Genomic DNA, 22,458 nt, shown 5'->3' with positions numbered 1-22,458 from the left:
AACCTTCAATTTACATTGAAGGTTTAAAATTTATCTAATAAAAAGTTTATTATTTTACCTTTAATACTGCGGTAAGTAAATCTTTTTCTTGAGAAGACGAACCTACTGAAATTGTAAAAGTCCCTGGTTCTACTACTTTTTTCATTTCTTGGTTTAATATATTTAACTCATTAAAACCTAAAGTAAAAGTAACTGTTTTTGTTTCTCCTGGTTGTAATGAAATACGTTCAAAACCTTTTAACATCTTGTTATAACGCCCCACAGAAGCAAAGTCATCTCTTACATACATTTGTACAATTTCATCTCCTGCTCTTTTACCTGTATTGGTAACCTCTATAGAAACCGTTGTGCTTCCATCTGTTCCAATAGTAGCGTTTTCAAATTTTGGAGTACCATATTTAAAAGTTGTATAACTTAATCCATAACCAAAAGGAAATAAAGGACTTTTATCACTATTTATAAATAACCCTTTACCAGAACCAATAAAATCTGGTCTTTCTAAATAAGTTACAGGAAGTTGACCAACAGATCTTGGAAAAGAAACAGTTAATTTTCCTCCAGGGTTTACATCACCAAAAATAGCATCTGCAATAGCATCTCCAGAACGAATACCTAAATACCAAGTCTCTAAGATTGAAGGAATATTTTCTGCTACATAATTAATTGACAATGGTCTACCATTAATTAAAACAGCTACTACAGGTTTACCTGTTTTGTGTATTGCTGTAACCAACTCTTTTTGTACTCCGTACAAATCTAAATTATCTCTATCTGCACCTTCACCACCAGTTCTTCTAGAACCTCCAATTACTAAAATTACAGCATCTGATTTTTTTGCTGCTGAGATAGCTGCAGGAAATCCTGCTTTTGAATTGCTTAATAAATCACAACCTTTTGCGTAATTGATTTTTACCTTATCACCTACTTTTGCTTTAATACCATCTAAAGCTGAAACATAAAATGGAGGCAAACCAGAATAGCCACCTAATAAAGAATAGGTTCCTTTTTTAGGTCTATCTTCATGTGCATTAGGACCAATAACTGCTAAAGATTTAATTTTAGACATATCTAAAGGCAATACATTTCCTTCATTTTTCAATAAAATGATAGCTTTTTTTGCCATTTCATAAGAAAACTCTTGGTGTTCTTTTTTACCAGCATTTACAGTTTCTGTATCAATTTCTTTAGGCTCTGTATCAAATAAACCAAGTTTATATTTTGCTGTTAGAATACGAGATGTTGCTTTGTCTATATACTTCTCCAATTCAGGGTTCTTAATTATTGTATCTTTCAACACATTGTTATTATATGCTGCAAGTTTCTCAATCTTTCCTATTACCAGATCCATATCAACACCCGCTTTTAATCCTAAAAGAGCTGCCTTAGTTCTATTTTCAGCAATAAAATGCATGGTTCCTAATCTCGCAATATCATTATTATCAGAAACGATAAGACCATTAAAACCTAATTCATCTCGTAAAATATCCTTTAGTAGCCAGGTATTCATATGGTTTGGAATTCCATTATAATCTTGATGACCTGGCATAATTGAACCTATCTGTGCTTCTTTTATAGCGGCTTCAAAAGGTGGTAAATAAACTTCTCTTAATCTGCGCTCAGACATATCACTAAATCCACCATTGATACCTCTTCTATTCTCTGGGTAACCTATAAAATGTTTCGCTGTAGCAAGAACATGGTTTTCATCATATTGCTCATCTCCCATACCCTGTAAACCTTGAATAAATGCCACACCCATTCTAGATACTAAATAAGGATCTTCTCCATAAGATTCTTCTACACGCCCATATCTTGGATCACCTGAAATTACATCTAAATTAGGCGAATAACAATGTGTAACTCCTAGAGCACGCGCTTCTATTGCTGTTTGAGAAGCCATTTTTTTAACAAGTTCTGGCTCCCAAGTTGAGGCAGCTGCAATAGCTTGAGGATAAACAGTTGTATTACCATAGTAATCTAAAACAAGCCATAACCCGTGTAATGCTTCACCGTATTTCATATACGGAATTCCCAAGCGATCGTTTGCTGGAGCATCTTGCGTCATTTCAGCAATTTTTTCATCTAAAGTCATTTTGCTGATTAAGACCTCTACTTTTTTCGCAATTTCAGAATCTTCTTGACTCATTGCTTTGTTTTCTTTTTGCTGTGAATTACATGCTAGTAAGACACAACTCAACAACGCTAACACTATTATTTTTTTCATGATATCTCTTTTGTTTACTGTTCTTTACACTTACTATTATTTTTCTAATTTTAAGATTTCACTTCCTGCCATTAAAAAAGCTCCAGTACCAAAATTTTGCCAGCTATCTGCAGATGCTGGTTCTGGAGACGCTCCAATGTTTTGAACCCAACCTACTCTACCATCTTCATGTTGGCAAGCAGCTAAAGCTTTCCAAGCTTTTTTAACTGCTGGTGTATGTTTTTTATCTAATAAACCATTATTAATTCCCCATGCTAAAGCAAACGTATGAAAACCACTACCACTAACTTCTCCATGATTGTAAGAATCTGGGCTTAATAGACTGGTTCTCCAAAGACCATCTTCTGGTTGAATTGCTAATAATTTAGCTGCCATTTCTTTATAAAGATTTACATAAAAATCACGGTGTTTGTAATCTTTTGGCATGTCATCTAAAATTAATGCCAAACCACCAAACACCCAACCGTTTCCTCTAGACCAGAATATTTTTTTACCATTAGGTTCTTTGTTGTCTTTTCCATTTCCTTGCCAGACATAACGCATATCTCTTGCAAATAAATTCTCTTCTTTGTCATACAATCTATTATACGTTTCTGTATAATATTTATGCATATCATCTAAATATTTAGGCTCATTTGTTTTTTTAGCATATAAATTGATAACAGGAGGTGCCATAAACAAAGCATCACACCACCACCACAAGATAGTTTCTCCTTTAATATCTTTAGACTTTCCTTCTTTCCATCTATTTGTTTCGTATAAATGTGCATCTAAGAATTTTTTTGTTGGTTCTAAATCTACAAAATTCTTCCTCTTATCTGTCATTGCTATGTACAAATAACTATATGAAATAGCAACATCATCTGCATGATGCAAACGCTTGTAAGTCTGCCAATTATTCCAAACTGCTTGGTTTTTTAAAGCAGCCATATACATCATGTTTTTTGTTGTTTTATGTGCTCTTGCAACACCAGTGTAGTATGCACCTGCAGTCCAATCTGTAGGGTGAATTGCAAAAATAGGATGTGCTTCTTGCCATTCTAAAGCTTTAATCATTGACTTTTTAATTGCTGTTTTATCTAAGCCAGTATTAACGTTTGCATCTTTTTGAACTACTGCTGTTTTTGATACAGAACAGCTAAAAAACACAAAAACTCCTAATATAAGTAAGATTGATTTCTTCATTATCTATTTACTTTTTTAATTTAAATTTTGCTTCTAAATATTCTTTTGATGATGTTCCTATTTTTACAGAATAATCTCCAGCTTCTAAAACTTTTTCCATTGATTTACCTGTAAATTCTAACATTTTTGGAGTAATTGTAAAAGATACTGTTTTGCTTTCTCCAGGCGCTAATTCAATTTTCTCAAAACCTTTTAATTCTTTATCTGGTCTTGTTACAGAACCAATTTCATCTTTAATATACATCTGAACTACTTCCTTAGCCTTTACTTTTCCTGAATTGGTAACTGTTACGCTAGCAGTAATCTCAGTATCTGGTGTTATTTCTGAATTTGATACACTAACATTAGTATAATCAAACTTACCATAACTTAAACCATGCCCAAAAGGATACAAAGGTCCTTTTCCTAAAAATAAGTATTCTTTTTTATAGTTGATTTCCTTCATACTATAATGATATGGCAATTGCCCGATTGACCTTGGAATGGTAACAGGAGATTTCCCTGAAGGAGAAACATCACCAAAAATAATTTTAGCTGTAGACTCGTCTCCAAATTCACTTAAATCCCAAGTATCTAAAATAGCATCTGCGTTCTCTGCAATTGTATTGATAGACAACGTTCTTCTGTGTTTTAAAACCACAATTACTTTTTTACCTAATGCTGTAATTTTTTCTACCAATTCATCTTGTGGACCAACAGGGTCTATAGTTGCTCTATCTCCTAAAGTACTATTGCTAAAATAAGCTTCTTTAGCTGTAAATTTATCACCTCCTAAAAACAACACAACAACGTCCGCTTTTTTAGCAGTATTTACCAATTTTGCAATTGCTTTTGGATCTCTGTCTAACAATTCTGGAGCTCCACCTCTTTCGTTTGTTAAGTTGAATCCTTTTTCAGCAATAAATTTAATTTTGCTACTACCTACAGCAGCTTCAAACATTTCTTTGGTATTCTTTTTTAATAAAGGGCCTAAAAGAGCCACTCTTGTTGACTTGTTTTTATTCAAAGGCAACGTATTTTCTTCATTTTTTAGTAGAATAACAGATTCTAAATCTGACTCTCTAGCTAATTGTAATGATGATTCAGCTCTTACTCCTTTTTTAGTTTCTTCTAAGTCGATATAAGGATTATCAAACAATCCTAAAATAAATTTTGTTCTTAAAACTCTTCGTACAGATCTGTCTATTAATTTTTCTAATTCAGGATTGTCTTTTACCATTTTTGGCAAATATGAATACGAATCTTCTGCATATAAATCAATATCTATACCTGCTTCTAAGCCCATTTGTGCAGCAGCTTCCGGAGATTCTGCAACTTTCATAAAATAAAACAAACGTGCAATATCATTAGAATCTGAAACTACATAACCTTTAAAATCCCAGTCATCTCTTAAAACTCCTGTTAATAAGTCTTTATTTCCATGAGATGCAACTCCATTTAAATCTCCATGAGATGCCATAATTCCTAACGTTTTTGCTTCTTTTACAGCCGCTTCAAAAGGTGGATAAATTTCATCTATTAATGTTCTTTCAGAAATTTCTATCGCAGCAAAGTTAGAGCCTCCTAATACTTGACCATAACCTGCAAAATGCTTAGCAACTGCTCCAATGTGTGTTCCTTTTCCTAAACCTTCGTAATTTCCTTGTACTCCAATAATGGCATTCTTAACCATTTGAGTAGTTAAATACGTATCTTCTCCGAATGCCTCACTCATTCTACCAAAACGTGGATCTCTTACTAAATCTGCTTCTGGAGAATGGCACATGTGCATACCTCTTAAACGCGCTTCTCTACCTACAATATCCCACTGTCTTTGTACCAATTCTGGGTTAAAAGATGCCGCAGACGTCATTGGACGACCGAAAAGAGTACAACCTTCTGCATCTACACCGTTATAAGATTCGGTTACAAACAGTGCAGGAATACCCCATCTGTTGTTTTCGATAATGTATTTTTGTAGCTCATTATTCATTTTAGCAGCAGCAACCGGATCTATATGTTCTCCTGGATTTTTTATTCCTGCAATACCTAATTTTAGCTTTTTTATAACTCTATCAGATAACTTTAGGTTTCCGTTTGCGTCTGGTTTTGCGCCAATATTCGCATGAAAAATTCGCATTTGTGCTACTTTTTCTTCTAAAGAAAGTAGTGGCAATAACGCCTCTACTCTTTCATCTATAGATAAAGAAGCATCTTTATAATCTTTTTTAGATGTTGATGATTCTTCGCAAGATTGTAAAAGAATCGTTGATAAAAATAAAACTAATAGTTTTCTCATTGTTTTTTTATTAATTTGAAAATGAAAACGAATCAATTTGTAATTGATTATTGGTTAATTGCTCTATTAAAAAATAAATATTTTCTGTATTTTTTAAAGACGCTAAATTTATGGTAATTTCTTTTGTTTTTTCTGTATTTGGTGATAATTCAAACGTTTGATTTGCTAAAATTTCTCCAGACAAATTATCTTTTACAATTTTGATTGAAAACTCACCTCCATTTTTAGCCAATACACTTAGAATAAGCTTAGATGTATTGGTTAAATGTTTAATGTTTGGATAGTTCAAATAGCTTTTATTTGCTGTTGTTTGCACAATAAAATTATCTTTATATGCTTTCTTTTGAATTCCTTCTGCTTTAAAATAATCTTCTGCCTCTATTTTTTTTGCACTATTATAGTTTGCAACTCCAACTCCATCAACTCTTATCGTTGCCATTTCTCCATTTTCTTTATAATGCACGTAGCTAATAAATGTATCTCTAAAATAGCGATTTCCTGTTTGGCTGATATCACAATAGGTATAATACCATTGATTATTCCATTCAAAAAAAGAACCATGTCTACCTTGTAAAAAACCGTTTGGCCAAGTAGGCTCATCATATCCTTTAGCAAAACTTTCTTCTTTTATAACCGAATCTTTGTAATCATAAGGCCCATAAACATTATCTGACATCGCATAAAAACATCCCCAAGACAAATAATATTTACCATTGTATTTATGAACAAAAGGTTTGTCATCTGTAGGTTTTTCTATATTCTTACCGTCTTGATTGTAAGGTCCTCTTGGGTTACTTATGATTATTTTCTTTGGCTTTTCTGCCAAACTAATCATGTCGTAATTGAGCTTAGCAATATAATAATCCCAAACACCAAAAATGATATAATACTCGCCATTATCCTCAAAAATAGCCATATCATATTCGTCTGTAGGTGTTAATTCTGATGTTAATAATGGTTTTCCAACAGGATCTGTCCAAGGTCCAACTGGAGAATCTCCCACGACAACTCCTGTTTGTTGGTTTCCTTCGGAAAAATACCAGTAGTATTTTCCGTTTCTATACGCAACATCTGTTGCCCAACATCTGGTAAAATCTTTACCAATATAAGTATCCTTTGGGTTTAAAACACTTCTCTTTATCCAATTCACCAAATCTGGTGAAGACCAAACCCACCAGTCTTCCATAATAAACTTTTTGTTATCAATTGATTTGTCGTGAGAAGCATATACGTAAGCCGTATCTTTAAAAATATGAATATGAGGATCGTTTAACCCTTTATTGGCAACGATTGGGTTTTGTGTGTAAGATGTAAAGCAAAAAAACAAAGACATTATAATCAATGCTTTATAAATCTTTTTAATCTTCATAATTATAATATCTGTGCCTCGTTTTATTGCAAGAAATTCAATTAATAAAAATACAACCTAAAAAAGAAAAAAGTATCCTGTACTATAATGGTTATAGTCTAGGATACCTTTATATTTCTATCAGAAAGCTTCTCTACAAAATAAGAAGTCTAATTTATCTTTTACTTTTTAATCTTTTTACCAATTACAAAGTACATTCTCGTATTATCTGGTACTTCTCCATCACTATTACCTGCCATAATAATGCTTTCTCCTTTTGTTGCTACTCTTTTAAAAATAGACATTTTTACGCCTACAAGATTTACATCATCACCTGTATCTTCATAATCATTTAATAAAAATGCTGGTCTTGGCACTCTATCATCATGTCCTATATAAATTTCCATATCTGCCCCTGCAATAAATTGTAGTTGGTCTCTTGCCCAGTATTTACCATCAGAATTTGGCATTCTTACATATTCTGCACCCACCAAATACCTAGGTATTACTGTATAATTATACTCTAAATCTGTATAGGTTTTCTTTCCCCAATGTACATTTTTTCTTAAAGCTGCTTTACCATTTCCAGTATAACTAAATTTTGTAAACAAGTCGCTTTTATTAACTCGTGCAGGGTTATAAGGTTCTGTTTTTGGTGTGTAAATTGGTAATGGTTCTTCACTATTAAAATCAACCGTATACGTTTGTGGTAGTTCTTTAGATATTCCATTACTAATAGTTACTGCTTTAGAAGAAATGGTAACCGATGCAGATTGTAATCCTTCGCTTTTAGCTGTAATAGTTACCTCTCCTGCTTCTAACATAGAACGAATTGCTACACGATTGATACCCGCTTCTGCATCTAAAAACAAGTTATTGGTTGTGTTTGCTTTGCTACTATTGTAACCTCCTCTCCATATTCCAGGGCCAGAAATGGTAAAGTCTACTGTATTTCTTCCTAGTGGATGTCTATTTCCATTTTTATCAACAATTTCGAAATCTACTAAAGCAATATCAGAACCATTAGCTAACCAACCTTCTGGACCAACAATTGGTGTTAACTTAATAGCTACTGGTTCTCCAACTGTTTTTTTAGTTTGAGAAACTAGCAATTTATCACTTAAATAGCCTTCAACTTTTATTTCTCCAGCTTCAAATTTTACTTTTGGAAATTTAAACAAGTATCCACTATCTGCTTTTTCATCTGTACCAATTAATTTATCATTGATATACAATTTGACTTTTGTACAATTGGAAACCACATACATTGTTTTTTGAGTATCTTCTGCATAATTCCAGTGCCCAATTACATGAATTTGAGCCTCTGGTCTCCACATTGCTTTTGTTGTATAAAAAGCTTCTTTTTTTAATCTTACTGCATCTACTTCTCCACTTGCTCTAGTAACTTCTGTAGGGTTTCTACCCCCATGAGTACCGTCTGTAAAGACCCAGTTTGCACCTCCACTATGGTATGATTTTTTACCCATTTTCTCCCACCAATCTTCTACTTGACGAATGGCAAAAACCTCTGAACCTATTTTATATACATTTCTTGATAAATTTGGATGTGTCCAAAAATTATCATCTGGTGTAAATTTGTCCCAAGCACGTCTTGGTCCTTCGTCTCTTAAATACTCACTTTCTATTAACGGCAAATGCGCATATTCTCTTTGCCAACCTTCGGTACCAATTTCTATAGAGATATATTCTTCAGAATCATTTTTAACGTCTGCTCTTCTATTTCCCATCAATCGTTTTCCGTTAGGATCATAGGTATTGATAATCTCTAAAATTTCTTCATAATGAGCTGCACTTTCTGCCCAGTTACCACCTTCCCAAATAAATATTGATGGATGATTACGATAGTACACAATCATGTCTCTAAACGCAGCAATTCTGATATCCCATGTTTCTCCTTCATCTTCAGATTCTCCACTTACACCAGGCATTAATGTGGCAAAACCATATTTATCTCCCATAGCTATTTCTGCTGGAGAACCAGCACAGTGTCCCCAACGAATAAAATTACCACCAGCTTCGTCCATTAAACGATAGGTAAATTCTTTTAACCAATCTGGTTGTGCTGCTCCTAAACCTGCCCATCCTGCAGTTGGTTTTTGTCCCCAACCATGTAATTTAGCGTACTCTCCGTTATTGTGAAAGCCTGTATCTTTACTAAAATAAAAAGATCTGATTCCTAAAGGAGTTGTATACGAATCTAACTCTTTATCACCTTGCTTTAAAGTAGTTACCACTTTATACATGTAAGGTTTACGCGTATACCATAATTTTGGTTTGATTACTTTGTTTTTAGTAGAAAATGTAACTGTTTCGCCTGCTTTTAACGTTTCTGTTTTTCTTGTACAGCTTACTTCTTTGCCGTCTGCATCAATAATTTTAGCCTCAAAAGTAATTTTCTTCTCACTTTTTGATTCGTTAATCGTTTCTGCTGAAATATGAACGTCTGCTTTCTTTTTTGAGATATTATCAGCATATACATAGGTACCTACCGTTTTTAAATTATCATACAAAGGCAAGGTAATATGAACGGGATCCATTACATGCAGAAACACATTTCTATAAATTCCTCCATGATTTGGATGCCAATGTTCGTGATGCCAAACTAATGGGAAATTGTCTCTAAAATGTTCTCCTCTATCGTTATTTACCTTAACAGCGATGATATTTTCTTTATCACCATAATTTAAATAGGGACTAAGATCATATCCAAAAGGAATAAAACCTGTTTTGTTGGTTCCTAAATATTGTCCGTTAATGTATACATCTGCAATTTGACGCACAGATTCAAATTCAATATATATTTTTTTACCAGCATCAGATTTTGGTAATTTAAAGTGTTTTCTATACCAAACTGTTCCTCTAAACTGATTTTTCTCTCCAATGTGTTTTCCGATACTCAGATCGTCAAAAGTATCTGTATCATTAAAAGTATGAGGTGCACTTACGGTACTCCAAGAAGCATCATTATAATTAACAACTTGCGCATTGCTTGGGTTTGCCTTAATAAATTTCCAGTCTGGATTAAAGTTGTATTTCACTCTAGTTTCTTGCGCATTTATATTGAATAAAAACACAAAACTTAATACTAAAATTGCAAGTAGATTTCTTTTAATCATTTCTTAATCTTAAATTGTTTTTTTGCTTCGTTAGTTTCAAATGTATCCGTATCGTATAGTACGATATAATCTACACTAAAACGTTTGGACCTTCCTGATAAGGTTAAGGTATAGGTTTCTCCTTCTTTTAGTTTATAAATAAACTCATTATAAACATGTCTGTCTTTTTCTGCTGTAGATGCCCAATGCCACTCTAATTCTGGTACTTCATCATTACCATCTTGTAAAATTTTAATGTCTTTTTGTAAATCTTCTGTGTTCAATTTACTCGCAGATTCATAATCTCCTGATAGTCTTACAAAAGCGTCGTTACACCAATCGCTTTTTACACCTTCCAATCGTTTGCTAGTCATTAGCATCAATTTAAAGTTACCTGTTTTTGGTGAAGTAAATTTATATGCTAAAGGAGAGTTGGGCTTACCTGTTATGGGTTTGTTTCCCATAAATTCTAAGTAAGTTTCCTTAGAAGATCCTTTTACATAATTGATATCTCCTTTTTTTACAATTTGCCATTTGTTTAAGCTAGATTGTGAGCTTTCGGCTTCAATAAAAATGGAATGCTTAGTGTTTTTTTGTTTTTGGGAAATTTCAGAAACTTTACATCCTAATATTAAAGCAAATACGACTAATACAAATACTCTAAATAAGTGTTTCACTATTGATTATTAAATTTTGGATGCAAATGTAACTATAGAAATTTATTAAAATATCCTGTACTGTAAGGTTTTTAGTCTTAAAATTCATTTTGCTGTAAACAAAAACACCAACTCATAATTATGAGTTGGTGCTTTTTCTATTGAGACTCCATTAGATTTAAAACCCTGTACCTGGAGCTTCTGGGCTTTGTGCTTGAGCTTTTTGAGGGCTTAGAATCATGTATGTACCTAATGCAGTTAATGCTGCATATTTACCGTAATTACCAATTTTTTTAATTGCTTCTTTACGGGTAATATCTTTATTTTCTTCTTGAGGATTATTTATATTTTTCATAATATATATGTATGCTTAGTTATTATTTATTTCTTTTTACTCTAAAACAATTTTCTTGTTTACTATACCAGAGTCAGTAGTTAACTGAGCTACATATACGCCACTTGCCAATGTTGGTAATGCAATATTATTCACACTACTTGATTGAAAAGAAGAACTTAAAACTTGCTCTCCAAGAATGTTAAACAAACTTATTGTTGCATTACCATTTTGTAAACCTACAATTCTTAAGTTTGTATTATTTGTTGTAAACAATCTAACGCTACTTATAAACTCATCATCAGCAGATAATACAGAAGAGGTTACATGTAAAAAGAAACGACCATCTGTATTTTTATCTGTAACTATTGTATTGTATTCTGAATTATCATCAGTTAAAGTAGTAAATACGTTATTAGTTCTATCTTCTAAAACAACATTGTAACCATTTGGTACATTTAAAGTTTCAGCAGAAAAAGAAATTTCAGAATTTGCTTTAGCAGTAACACCTACTGGAATTATCATGCTTTCATAATCTGAATTTGGCAATGACTGAATTCCAAGCTTTTTATCAGAACCACCTTCAACTAATCCTGTATATAACTCTAGTTCTGAAGCAAAACCTCCAAAAATTGTACTATCATATCCATTATCAAAAGAAGTAGTTTTATTGTCTATGTATAAAATTGAAGTTTTTCTACTTAATTTTCCAACAGAAACTGATAAATTAATTTCAAATCTATTGTTAGACGTTTTTGATAAAACATTTCCATTAGAAGTAATAGTTTGTAAATCTTTATCAAAAGTTAAGTTACCTGCTTTAGCTGCAGTAGTTTCTACAAAGAAACCTTGCCCAGGAGCAATACTATGCGCAGTAGCCTCATTTACAACTGAAAAAGAACTAGTATTACCATCCCAAAGCCAAATTGTATTTGTGTTTAATCTATCTGCATTATCATCAAAAAAGTTATGAGTAGCATCTGATAAAGAATTTGTATGTATATAAGATAAGTATGGATTACCTACTAAATTAAAACCATCCATTTGTGTAGCGTCAAAGGTTATTGCTGTCTGAGAAATGCTACCTATATCATGGTTATAAAACCCTCTAAATGTAATATCAGCTGCAGATCCTGCATTATTTACGGCAACTATATAACCTCCTCCATCTACAAGACCCGAGCCATCCGCAGAAGCTCTGTATACATATTTTGAACCTGATGTTTTTGTATTGTCATAAGTCCCAATAGATTGTAAAGAGCCATCGCCATTAGTTGTATTTGTAAACAAATCAAACCTATCTATAGAATTAGCTTTATTTGTTGATATAAATGGATTAGATACTAAAAACCATTTACGAGCAGTACCATCTATACTACTTTCATCAAGTGGTCTCGTATAAATGATTCTCCTACTAGAACCACCTGATTCATAATTCCCTTTTAAAACAAATGGAGCTTCTTTTGTTAAAGAAGGAAATATTCGAAAACCATTATCAAATCTAGTAATCGTAATGTCACCATTAACTATTAAACTACCTCCTGCATTAACATCAGTATCTGAACCTCCTCCACCAGTAACTAAATCTAAACATTCAGCATTAACACCATCGTTTATGTTTATATCATGATCAGTACTCACTATTACATCATATTCTGCTGTAGGTGTTGTACTAGGAACAGTTGCTACTGGCCCAGATACAACCCAAACAGTTGGATCATCCCAATTTCCAGATTTACTAGATGTCATAGTAGGACTTGCACCTACTGCTGTTACTTCGTATTTATCTAAAGCAATCCCATTACCATTGCCATTGTAAAATTTAATATCATAGGTTCCAGCAGCTAAAGCAACATTAGTTTTTGTTACAGTTTCAAAACCAGTTGTTCCCGGCATAGAAAATGCTGTAAATAAAGTTGAAGCAGGACTTACAATTTCCATAGTTGCTGATGCTGCACCACCATTTCTTCTGTAAGTGAACGTAAAATCGTAATTTCCTGCAGTTGCAACAGTAACACTATTTGTTATAAAATTGGCACTACCACCACGTAAATTACTTACACTTGTAGCGCCAATAGTAACAATACCACCATTAGTACCTGTTTCTACTTCAACTGTACCTGGAAGTGCCGTTTGACCATAAATTGCTGAACAATTTATAAGCAGTGCAGCAAATAATAGTTTAAGTAAATTTTTTCTCATAATTATTGATTTAATTTGTTAATTTCCAATTAAATAAACAACATAGGGATATGTTTTTTTATTGTTGATTTAGTTTATGCAATTACAATAATATGAGAATAAAAAAGTATAGGTATCCTGTACTATTCTGTTTTAAAGGTTAAAATAGGATATAAAAAAGATAAAATACATATAAATTTAAGCAAACCCTATTCTTTTTTAACCTTTAAAACTCTAGTGATTTAACTAATAAAAAAATTATTTAATCTACAAGATTGGGCTTTTCAAACTAATTGTCTTTTTTTTAAGTATTAATTTCTTCACTGGTTTAAATTTGATTATATTATAGTTTTTGCCATTATTACTTTTTGTAAAAGCATTTAGTTTTTTAAGAAATCACGTGAATTTTTCTCAGCTTGCTTATCGAGCGTTATAATTTGTCAAAAAACACCTCTAAAAAAAGGGTCATTCTTACATCTTAAAACTTAAACTGTTATAAATTAAGACAAAAAAAACACCAAAGGAGAATAAATAATTATTTCTCCTTTGGTGCTTTACATTTTATAAGATTTCTGTTTAAGCTTACTCTATAACAATCCTTTTCATAAAAGTAGCATTATTCTCTGAGTTTAAACGAAGTAAATAAATTCCTTTAGCTAAGTTTGAAAAATCTAACTGTTTTTTATCTAAACTACCTTGTTCTAATGTTCTACCTTGAACGCTAATTAACTCATACTTTACATTTTGAAAATTAGTATTGATATTGAAGATTCCATTACTCGGATTTGGATAAATTGCTATATTTTCTTCATTAAACACACTAGTACTTAATACTGTTTTTAAGCGTAATTCTATTCTATCTAGCCTACTAGAAAGTGATCTTTTTTGTACGAGTCTTATTGTATTTTCTCCACCAATTAACGTAATGTTTGAAATTGTTGATGCTTGATAGACATTCCAATCAAAAGTTCTAGTAATATTTACAGTACTAAATAGTGTACCGTTAATTTCAATATCCATTATAGAGTCGTCTCTATTTCTATTTGCTGCAAATAAACTAAAATCATAAGTACCAGGTTCTTCTACCTGAAATCTATATTCTAAAAATTGATTTGATCTAAACTCCCCTATGATTTGACCACCAGATGCAGCATCATTATTACTTACCACAACACCTTCTGTTGCCGATGTAAAGTTTTCTGCCTCTAAAACAATCGTTGCTTGATTTTCTTCTGGTGTATCTTCTTCAGTTTCAGATAAAGTAAATTCTTGAAAGTATAAAGGACGACTATCTCCTTCACCTACCCTATTATTTCTAGTATCTTCCATCAAATACACGTATAATTTATCTCCTTCAACAAAGGCATCAAAATGATCAAAAAGGATGGTTTCATTTCCTCTGTAAACAATTTTCCAATCATTTTGTCCTTCTGGGGTAGATTTTACATGAAGTCTACCTCCTATAATTTCTACCATGTATACATGGTCTTTATAACTATAAATCTCTCCTCTAACTTCTGGGTTAGGAATTAAACCGCCAACATTGCTAGAAAATGTTGTTGCTCCTGGTGCTCTATAATAATGTACATTTCTATTATCTACCCTAGTGATAAAATGTATTGCTCCGTTTTTTGTTACTGTCCAAGATGGGTCTGCAGAAGTTCTTGGTAATGTTGCTGTTCCAAAATCATCACCTGGCTGTCCAATTTGTACAGGATCTAAAGTAGGGTTAATATTATTTCTAATAGGTAATGATATTGGTTTATCATTTACATCAAACCATTGCGTACCAGACTGATTTCTAGGAATACCATTGGTATAAGCATAATATAACCCACTATTTAATGAAAAACCATTACTTGTACTACTGCTGTTATTTGTTGCATAACGAATTGAGAAACCCGCATAAAATTTACCATTTATAAAACGTTCTCCACCGTACAGACTATTTCTATTAGGTTGTGGTAAAGTACCATCTTGAAATAGCCAATTGCTTGTCCATCCAGTTCCATTATAATGTGCCATTAAAATATCTCCATTTCCTGAACCACCTCTTCTATATCTAGCAACCAAACTACCATCATCTGCTCTATGTATCATTGGGTAAGTCATTCGTTCATAATTTTGTCCAGATCTTAAAAATGTTTTTTTGTCTTCAAAAATATCTATTGTAAAATCTTCATCAGATACAAAAGCCATATCTTTTTTAGATACTGAATAATTAAAGAAATCATTAGGTAAACTTGACCTACTATAAGCATGCAAATCATAAATAATATGAATGGTGTTGTCTATTGTGCTTACTCCTATTGCTGCTGTATTATGAGAGTCTCCTCTAATTCCTGTTCCTCTTAACAACTCACCTCCTTGGCCAATATGTCTATGAGGAAACTCTATAGTTACCCAAGGGGAATTTTCTACATTTAAATTTTTTCTAGACAACATTAAATTACGTTTGTCCATACCTCCTTTGTACCAAGTAACAAATGCGTAACCATTAATTACATCTACACAATCTCCATGAGGTGATATTCTTTGAGAAAATCTAAAGTTAACATTTCTTGTTCCTGCAAAGAACAACCCCCCCTCATCATCTTTAGACACTTTAGTTGCATTATCTAGAGTTACAACTAATTCATCTTGAGCATTAATTGTAGTTAAAAAACCTACAATAAAAATAAAAGTCAATAATTTTTTCATGTTTTATAATAAAAATTAAAATAGTAATACGGTTACTTGCCTTCTATATTTTAGACTATATCTAAAGTACTTTTGACATAAAAAAAAGGTAGTTAAAAAAACTACCTTTATTTTGTCTATTATTACCGCTATTCATTACAAATATTTAGCAAAAAAATTAAAAAGAATTTATTTTTAGCTGTATGATATGTTTTCCCGGAGACAATCTTATAGATTCAAATGCCGGTGCAATTTTATGACCGTTGTGTAATAAGTCTTTACCATCTAATCCGTTTAAGGAAAATTCTGCCACCATGTTTCCTGGAATTTCGATTTCGTAAGTCTGTAATCTTCTTCCGTTATAAGTATATTTTCCTTTAATAGTTCCTCTTACCGTAGGTACTTCTATAAAGCTTGATTTTAGTTTACCCATTTGAGGCTTAATACTTGCTATACCAAAACCTGGAGTTTTGGGTTTTATACCCCATAACCCTCTTGGAATAACGTTTGCTGGTACTGCTCCCCACGCATGATTCCAGTCTAGATTTACTTTATACTCGTAATCCCAAGCTTCTAAAGTAATTGTAGAACCAATCCTTATCATATTATACCAACTTCTTTTGGCATTGCTAGCCAACAACTCTAAAGCATAGTCTGCTTCACCTGCATTATATAAACCATCCATTAAAAATTGAGCTCCGTAAACACTACAAGCCATACCTCTAGATTTTACAAAATCTACTACAGATTGATAATGTTCTTCTGGTACCAAACCAAAAGCCAAAGGCATCATGTTGGCATGTAACGATGCATGATCTGTACCAATACCATCTACATACACTCCTCTTTCTTTATCAAACATTTGTTCGTTTACAGCTTTTTTAGCTTTAGCAGCTCTGTACTCGAAATCTAAAGCTTCTTGAGTTTTTCCTAAAATTTTAGCAAATTCTGCCATAATTTTCATATTCTCATAGAAAAATGAATTGATTACGGTACTATAAGGTTTAAACACAAAACCATCACGTTCTCCTTTGGTTTTACTACCATAAAAATTCTTAGAAGGCCAATCTACGATATCTGTAAGTGGCTTTTTATATCCTTCAGGAAAACCTAACTTTTTCATAAAATCCGCATCAACCTTTGTAGACGTGATTAATCCGTCTTCATTAGACAATTCATACAAAGATTTATGTTTTAAGGCTTCATAATAACGAGCTATTAACTCTGTATTTCCTGTATACATATAATCTGCATAAATTAACAAGGGTACATGTTGCTGCCACTCTGTTGGCCACGTAGGATTTTTCATAAAGTACTCAATAGTTCTTCTAGCCATTGCATACTCTCTATCTGTTGTGTAGTGACTTAATTGATTTAAATATGCGTCTGCTTCATAAGGAATTCGTTCTCTATCTCCATCTACATATAACCCATTAAAAGTTGTTGCTTTTATAGAATATTTACACAAATCCCAAACTTGATTTAAGATTTTATTGTCACTTTTAAAACTACTTGCATTTTCATTCCAATACGTATGAAAAGCTAATTGAGTAAAATCTGTTGCACTAAGTTCTCCTTTAAAGCCTTCTATTTCTGCATATCTAAAAGGAACTAACGGAGGAAAACCATTAGGCAACGGCACTGCTTTATTAGCTCTTGTATTACGTTCATCTTGTTGTACCTTTATTTGGTATTGAGTTTGCCCTGGTTTTACATCTACTTTTATCTCTTGATAACGAATATTACTTTTTGCTGGTGGAATTCTATTTACATTTCCTTTTTCGTTCAACATTTCACCAACTCTAACGGTTAATGTATGAGGCGTTTTTGCATTGTACGTAAAATTCATAGTTGCAAAAGCAGCTTTACCAAAATCTATAAAATAAAAAGCGTCTCTTTTGTCAAATTTTACTGGTTTTACTTTAGTGGTTACAAATTTATTTTCTGTAGAAATAATATAGCTATCACTTTTGCCTGTGGTAAATTTTTGAGCCTCAGAATAATCTACTAATCTATTTTCTTCATCCCAAATTCTAACCTTCCAAAAATATGTTTTACCAACTTCTAAAGGCTTTCCTTTATATTCTACATCTGTTGATTGTAATGATGCAACTCTGCGACTATCCCAAATATCTCCATTATTAGCATCTAGTGTTTTTTTGTTAGAAGCCACTAAGATTTGATAAGCTCCTTGAAATTTAGCTCCTAAAGGAACTGTCCAACCAAACTCTGGTTTTAAATCAAAAATTTGTACATCTGCTTCTGGTTTTCTAATTAATTCTACTGTTAAATCTGTAGGTGCTGCTCTGAACTCGTTACTGTTTTTTTGAATTAATTCATCAGTTTTGGCTCTTAAATTTGCTAAAACTTCTTTGTATTTTCTTTTACCAACAAGATTTTTAATTTCTTGAGGATCTTTTTCTAAATTATACAATTCTTCAATTGTCTTATCGTTTACGTATCTAAAATATTTCCATTTTTTAGTACGAACTCCTTCACTTGGTGGAATATTTTTAAAATCCCAAATATGTTCTATTAAAATAGTATCTCTTTCTATAGATTTTTTCTCTTGTTTTACTAAAGGCATCAAACTTTTACCTTGCCAAGTTTTAGGTGCCTCTATACCTGCCAAATCAACAATAGTTTGAGGTACATCTATATTTAACACCATATCATCTATATCTTGATGTTGCTCTTCTCTTGGATCAAAAACAATTAGCGGAACTCTTATTGAATTATCGTACATTAACCATTTTCCTGCGAACTGACGTTCTCCTAAAAAGTATCCATTATCACCCATTACAATGATAACTGTATTTTTATCTTGACCTTTTTCTTTTAGTTTTTGACGGATTTTTTTGATTTCTAAATCAACCCCAGAAATCATTCTGTAATATCCTTTTAAACTATGTTGGTATTTTTCTGGAGTATCATATCTCCAAGTCCAACGCAATCTGTTAAAACCATCTCTAACAATTTTTGGTTGTGCTAAAAAGTATTTGTCATCACCCAATTCAGGTTCTGGAATTGTGGTATCTTCTAGCATAGCATCTAACTGTTCTTGCCAAAAGTATTGTTTTGGAGCTTTATCATGTGCATGAGGTGCACTAAAACTTAATGACAAGCAAAATGGTTTATTGTTACCTGCATTTTTGTCTATAAAATCTAAAGCTTGTTGCCCTGTATATCTTGTTAAGTGTACTGTATCTTTACCAATAGTTTTGTAGTAATATCCTCTTCTATCTTTGTATTGGTTATTTCTATCATAAGATTCGTACTCGTGAAATTGTTTATCTAAGTCATTGTATCTGGTACCATATTTCCCAAAAAAACCAGTATAATATCCGTTATCTTTTAATAATCTTGGATAAGAATTGTCCATATACTCATCTCTTACATTACCTGTTTGAAAGTTAAAGTTATGAGATCTTTCATACAATCCAGTTAAAAGACTTGTTCTACTTGCTGCGCAAATAGGTGTAGTTACAATAGCAGAATTGAAATAAGTTCCATTTTTTGCTAAATCGTCCATTTCTGGAGTTTGTACAAATTTATTTCCTACATAACCAATAGCGTCAAAACGTTGGTCGTCTGTTAGTATAAAAATAATATTCGGTTTTTCTGAATCTGCTTTTTGTTGCGCGTTTACCGAAAGCAAACCATTAAAAACACAAAGTAGTGCTAGTAAAAAACTATTTTTAAACATATCTTGTTTTGTTAAAGTATTATTTATTTTGAGTTTGATTTTTACAAAAATTATAAGCTGATAAATGTAAAAAATAAGGGATTGAATTGTATCCTGCCCTGTCCTGAAAAGGAATAACAATTCAATAAAAAGTTACTGTTCCCATTGGTCTGTTCTAAAAACAGAAATAGGTAAACCTGAGTTTGTTTTGAGATTGCTTTCGAAACAGGCTTCAAAGCCATATCTAACAGCAATAGGCTTTTTTACACTCTTATTAAATATGGTTATTTGTTTTCCATTTTTATGAAACACAACATTTGCAGGATAAAATACTTTATCAGCTCCTGCTACTGCAAATCCTTTTACATTTTCAGTATCTATAAAATAATCATTATTATGAAACTGAAATGTAAGATTCACTTTGTTTTCATCAATTTTAAAAGATATTAACTCGGCACTTTTAAAGGAAACCTCTTTTTTGTATTGATTTGCTAACGCCCAATACGAAAGTCGTTTCGCCACAATTTCTTTTTTTGATGGATGAATATCATTACAATCTCCAACATCTGTTGTTATTACAACACCAGTATTTTTAACTTCTTGAGCTACTTGCAATTGAGCTTCTCTAATTAAATTTGATCTAATTGCAGTACCTCTCTTGTATGTTGTATAGTCATAAGGAGCTATCTGTACAAAATAAAATGGAAGACTCTCATCTTTCCATTGTTTTCTCCAAGAAGTAATTAATTCTTCCATGAAGTTTTTATAGGATTTGGGCTGTGTTCTATTAGATTCTCCTTGATACCAAAGTATGCCCTTTACCATATAATTTTGAAAAGGATGAATCATACCATTATATAAAAATGATGGTTTTTTCTGCTTGTTCTCTTCTTTCGGTAGTTTATCAAAAAAACGAATGTTTTTGTACTTTAATAGCTCTTTTTTAGGAATCCAACTTTCTATTCTCGTTCCTCCCCACGAAGCTTCAATAATTCCTATAGGTATATTTAATTTTTGATATAGTTCCATTGCAAAAATATACCCAATTGCACTAAATTTTTTCGCTGAAGATTCATTAGACTCTTGCCATACTGCATTTACAGTATTACTTGGCAAAACACTTGCTGTTCTGGGTGTATTAAATAATCTAATATTTTTATTATTAGAAATGTCTAAGTATTTTTTTGCATTTAGCACCTTAGACTTTCTTAAACCGCTTAAAGCCATTTCCATATTAGATTGACCGGAGCAAAACCAAACTTCTCCTATTAAAACATTTTTTAATGTAATGGAAGTAGTTCCTTTAATTGAAATAGTTTCAGGAGTAAAAGATGCTTTTTTAGTTTTAATTACTGTTTTCCAATCTCCTTTTGAATTTGTGGTAACTTTTTTATTTTGCCCCCAACTTGTAGAAATGATAACTTCTGAGTTAGGAATATCGGTACCCCAAATGCTTACATTCTCTTTTTGTTGCAAAACCATATTGTCTCCAAAAAAAGCAGGCAATTTCGTTTGAGATTGAAGCGAAAATGCAATTAAAAATAGAATCAAAAAACATTTATTTCCCCATTTCATAATATTAGTAAGTAATGTTATTATTCCACTTTACTATTTTATTATTATACATAGCATCTAATGCCATTTGTACACAAACTGCTGTTTTTGCTCCAGAAGTAATATTAGACAATGGCACAGTATTATTTATAATAGCCTCTCTAAAATCTACTAAAGCCTGTTTGCTAGGGTCTAAATGTTCTAAATTTATATTATATCCTTTATCATTATCCCATTGTGCTGTTGCTCCACTTACTCCATCTACCTCTCCCATAATTTTATTTTTTTTCCCTTCGGGATAAAACCATGCGTGTTTAGTATCAATAATTATTGTGCCTTTATCTCCTATAACTTTTATTTGGTAACCGTCTTTAGCGTTACCCGTTAAACAAGAAAATTTAGCTTTTATTCCACTAGCATAAGAGTAGGTTAAATGTACATTGTCGTAAGTTTCTCTACCATCTTTCCAGTAATCTACACCCCCAACACCAATTACTTGTTCTGGAGTTTCGTTTAAAACCCAATTTACAAAATCGATTTGATGAGAGCATAATTCTGCTGTTAAACCTCCAGAAAATTCTCTATACATTCTCCAATTAATTGCTTTTTCTAGGTTTGGTTTTGGTACTTTTCTTCTCCAATTTCCATGCCTATTCCATTGGCAGTCAAAAGCAATAATATTACCTACTTTTCCTTGATGAATTAAATCTACAACGTGAGTATATAATCTTGAGCTATGATACTGATGGCCAGTTTGAAAAACAGTGTTAGAAACTTTAGTTTTATTTATTAGCTGTTGAATACCATCATATCCTTTAGTTAATGTTTTTTCGCAATACACATGTTTTCCTGCATCTAATGCATCAATTGCTATTTTAGCGTGCGAATTAAAAAGTGTAGCTACAATTACTGCATCTATATCTTTATTATCTAATAAAGCTCTGTAATCTTGGTATCCTTTTACTTTTGTATTTGCTTTTTGAATACACTTTTGTAGTCTAAAGGGAAGAACATCAGATGCGGCAATCACATTAATTCCATCAGTATTATTAATTACAGATGTTAAACCTGTGCCTCTTGATCCACTTCCAATAATTCCTATATTAACAATACTATTGCTATTATTTACTTTTGATATGGCTCCAAATAACGAACTAGAACTTAAAATTCCTGCACCAGCAATACCCGCTTTTTTTATAAAATTACGTCTTTTCAAAT

12 protein-coding genes are annotated in these 22,458 nt (G+C 32.0%); all 12 read right to left on the bottom strand.

Features of this window, described 5'->3' with window-relative positions:
• Positions 1-49: 49 nt before the first annotated feature.
• Entirely contained in the window at positions 50-2,224 is a 2,175-nt protein-coding gene (locus DUT90_RS13015) for a beta-xylosidase (RefSeq protein WP_114427606.1), read from the bottom strand.
• A 36-nt stretch (positions 2,225-2,260) separates the two neighbouring features.
• Positions 2,261-3,409 carry a glycoside hydrolase family 105 protein gene (locus DUT90_RS13010; protein WP_114427605.1) on the bottom strand — a complete coding sequence of 383 codons (1,149 nt, stop codon included), beginning with the start codon at positions 3,407-3,409 and terminating at the stop codon, positions 2,261-2,263.
• Positions 3,410-3,416: 7 nt separating this feature from the next.
• A complete protein-coding gene (locus DUT90_RS13005; RefSeq protein WP_114427690.1) occupies positions 3,417-5,687 on the bottom strand; it encodes a glycoside hydrolase family 3 N-terminal domain-containing protein in 2,271 nt (756 codons plus the stop codon).
• A gap of 10 nt (positions 5,688-5,697) precedes the next feature.
• Complete coding sequence (locus DUT90_RS13000) at positions 5,698-7,056, bottom strand: family 43 glycosylhydrolase (RefSeq protein ID WP_258848563.1); 1,359 nt, start codon at positions 7,054-7,056, stop codon at positions 5,698-5,700.
• Positions 7,057-7,217: 161 nt separating this feature from the next.
• Complete coding sequence (locus DUT90_RS12995) at positions 7,218-10,172, bottom strand: glycoside hydrolase family 2 protein (RefSeq protein ID WP_114427604.1); 2,955 nt, start codon at positions 10,170-10,172, stop codon at positions 7,218-7,220.
• Entirely contained in the window at positions 10,169-10,828 is a 660-nt protein-coding gene (locus DUT90_RS12990) for a hypothetical protein (protein WP_114427603.1), read from the bottom strand. The genes DUT90_RS12995 and DUT90_RS12990 overlap by 4 nt, the downstream gene beginning before the upstream one ends.
• A 157-nt stretch (positions 10,829-10,985) precedes the next feature.
• On the bottom strand, positions 10,986-11,162 hold the full coding sequence (locus tag DUT90_RS13415) for a hypothetical protein (RefSeq protein WP_181858203.1): 177 nt from the start codon (positions 11,160-11,162) through the stop codon (positions 10,986-10,988).
• A 36-nt stretch (positions 11,163-11,198) separates the two neighbouring features.
• Positions 11,199-13,343, bottom strand: coding sequence for a T9SS type A sorting domain-containing protein (locus DUT90_RS12985; protein WP_114427602.1), 2,145 nt, complete (start codon positions 13,341-13,343; stop codon positions 11,199-11,201).
• Positions 13,344-13,904: 561 nt separating this feature from the next.
• Positions 13,905-16,022 carry a BNR-4 repeat-containing protein gene (locus tag DUT90_RS12980; RefSeq protein ID WP_114427601.1) on the bottom strand — a complete coding sequence of 706 codons (2,118 nt, stop codon included), beginning with the start codon at positions 16,020-16,022 and terminating at the stop codon, positions 13,905-13,907.
• A gap of 157 nt (positions 16,023-16,179) precedes the next feature.
• Positions 16,180-19,707 carry a sulfatase-like hydrolase/transferase gene (locus DUT90_RS12975; RefSeq protein ID WP_114427600.1) on the bottom strand — a complete coding sequence of 1,176 codons (3,528 nt, stop codon included), beginning with the start codon at positions 19,705-19,707 and terminating at the stop codon, positions 16,180-16,182.
• A 132-nt stretch (positions 19,708-19,839) separates the two neighbouring features.
• Positions 19,840-21,237: a sialate O-acetylesterase gene (locus tag DUT90_RS12970; protein ID WP_181858202.1), complete on the bottom strand. Its 1,398-nt coding sequence runs from the start codon at positions 21,235-21,237 to the stop codon at positions 19,840-19,842.
• Between the two features lie 28 nt (positions 21,238-21,265).
• Positions 21,266-22,456: a Gfo/Idh/MocA family protein gene (locus DUT90_RS12965; protein WP_114427598.1), complete on the bottom strand. Its 1,191-nt coding sequence runs from the start codon at positions 22,454-22,456 to the stop codon at positions 21,266-21,268.
• Between the last annotated feature and the right edge of the window lie 2 nt (positions 22,457-22,458).

The organism is Polaribacter sp. WD7 (genome assembly GCF_003335085.1).
Classification (GTDB): domain Bacteria; phylum Bacteroidota; class Bacteroidia; order Flavobacteriales; family Flavobacteriaceae; genus Polaribacter.
The sequence above is the reverse complement of the archived record's forward strand: the minus strand, read 5'-3'. Positions and strand labels throughout refer to the sequence as shown.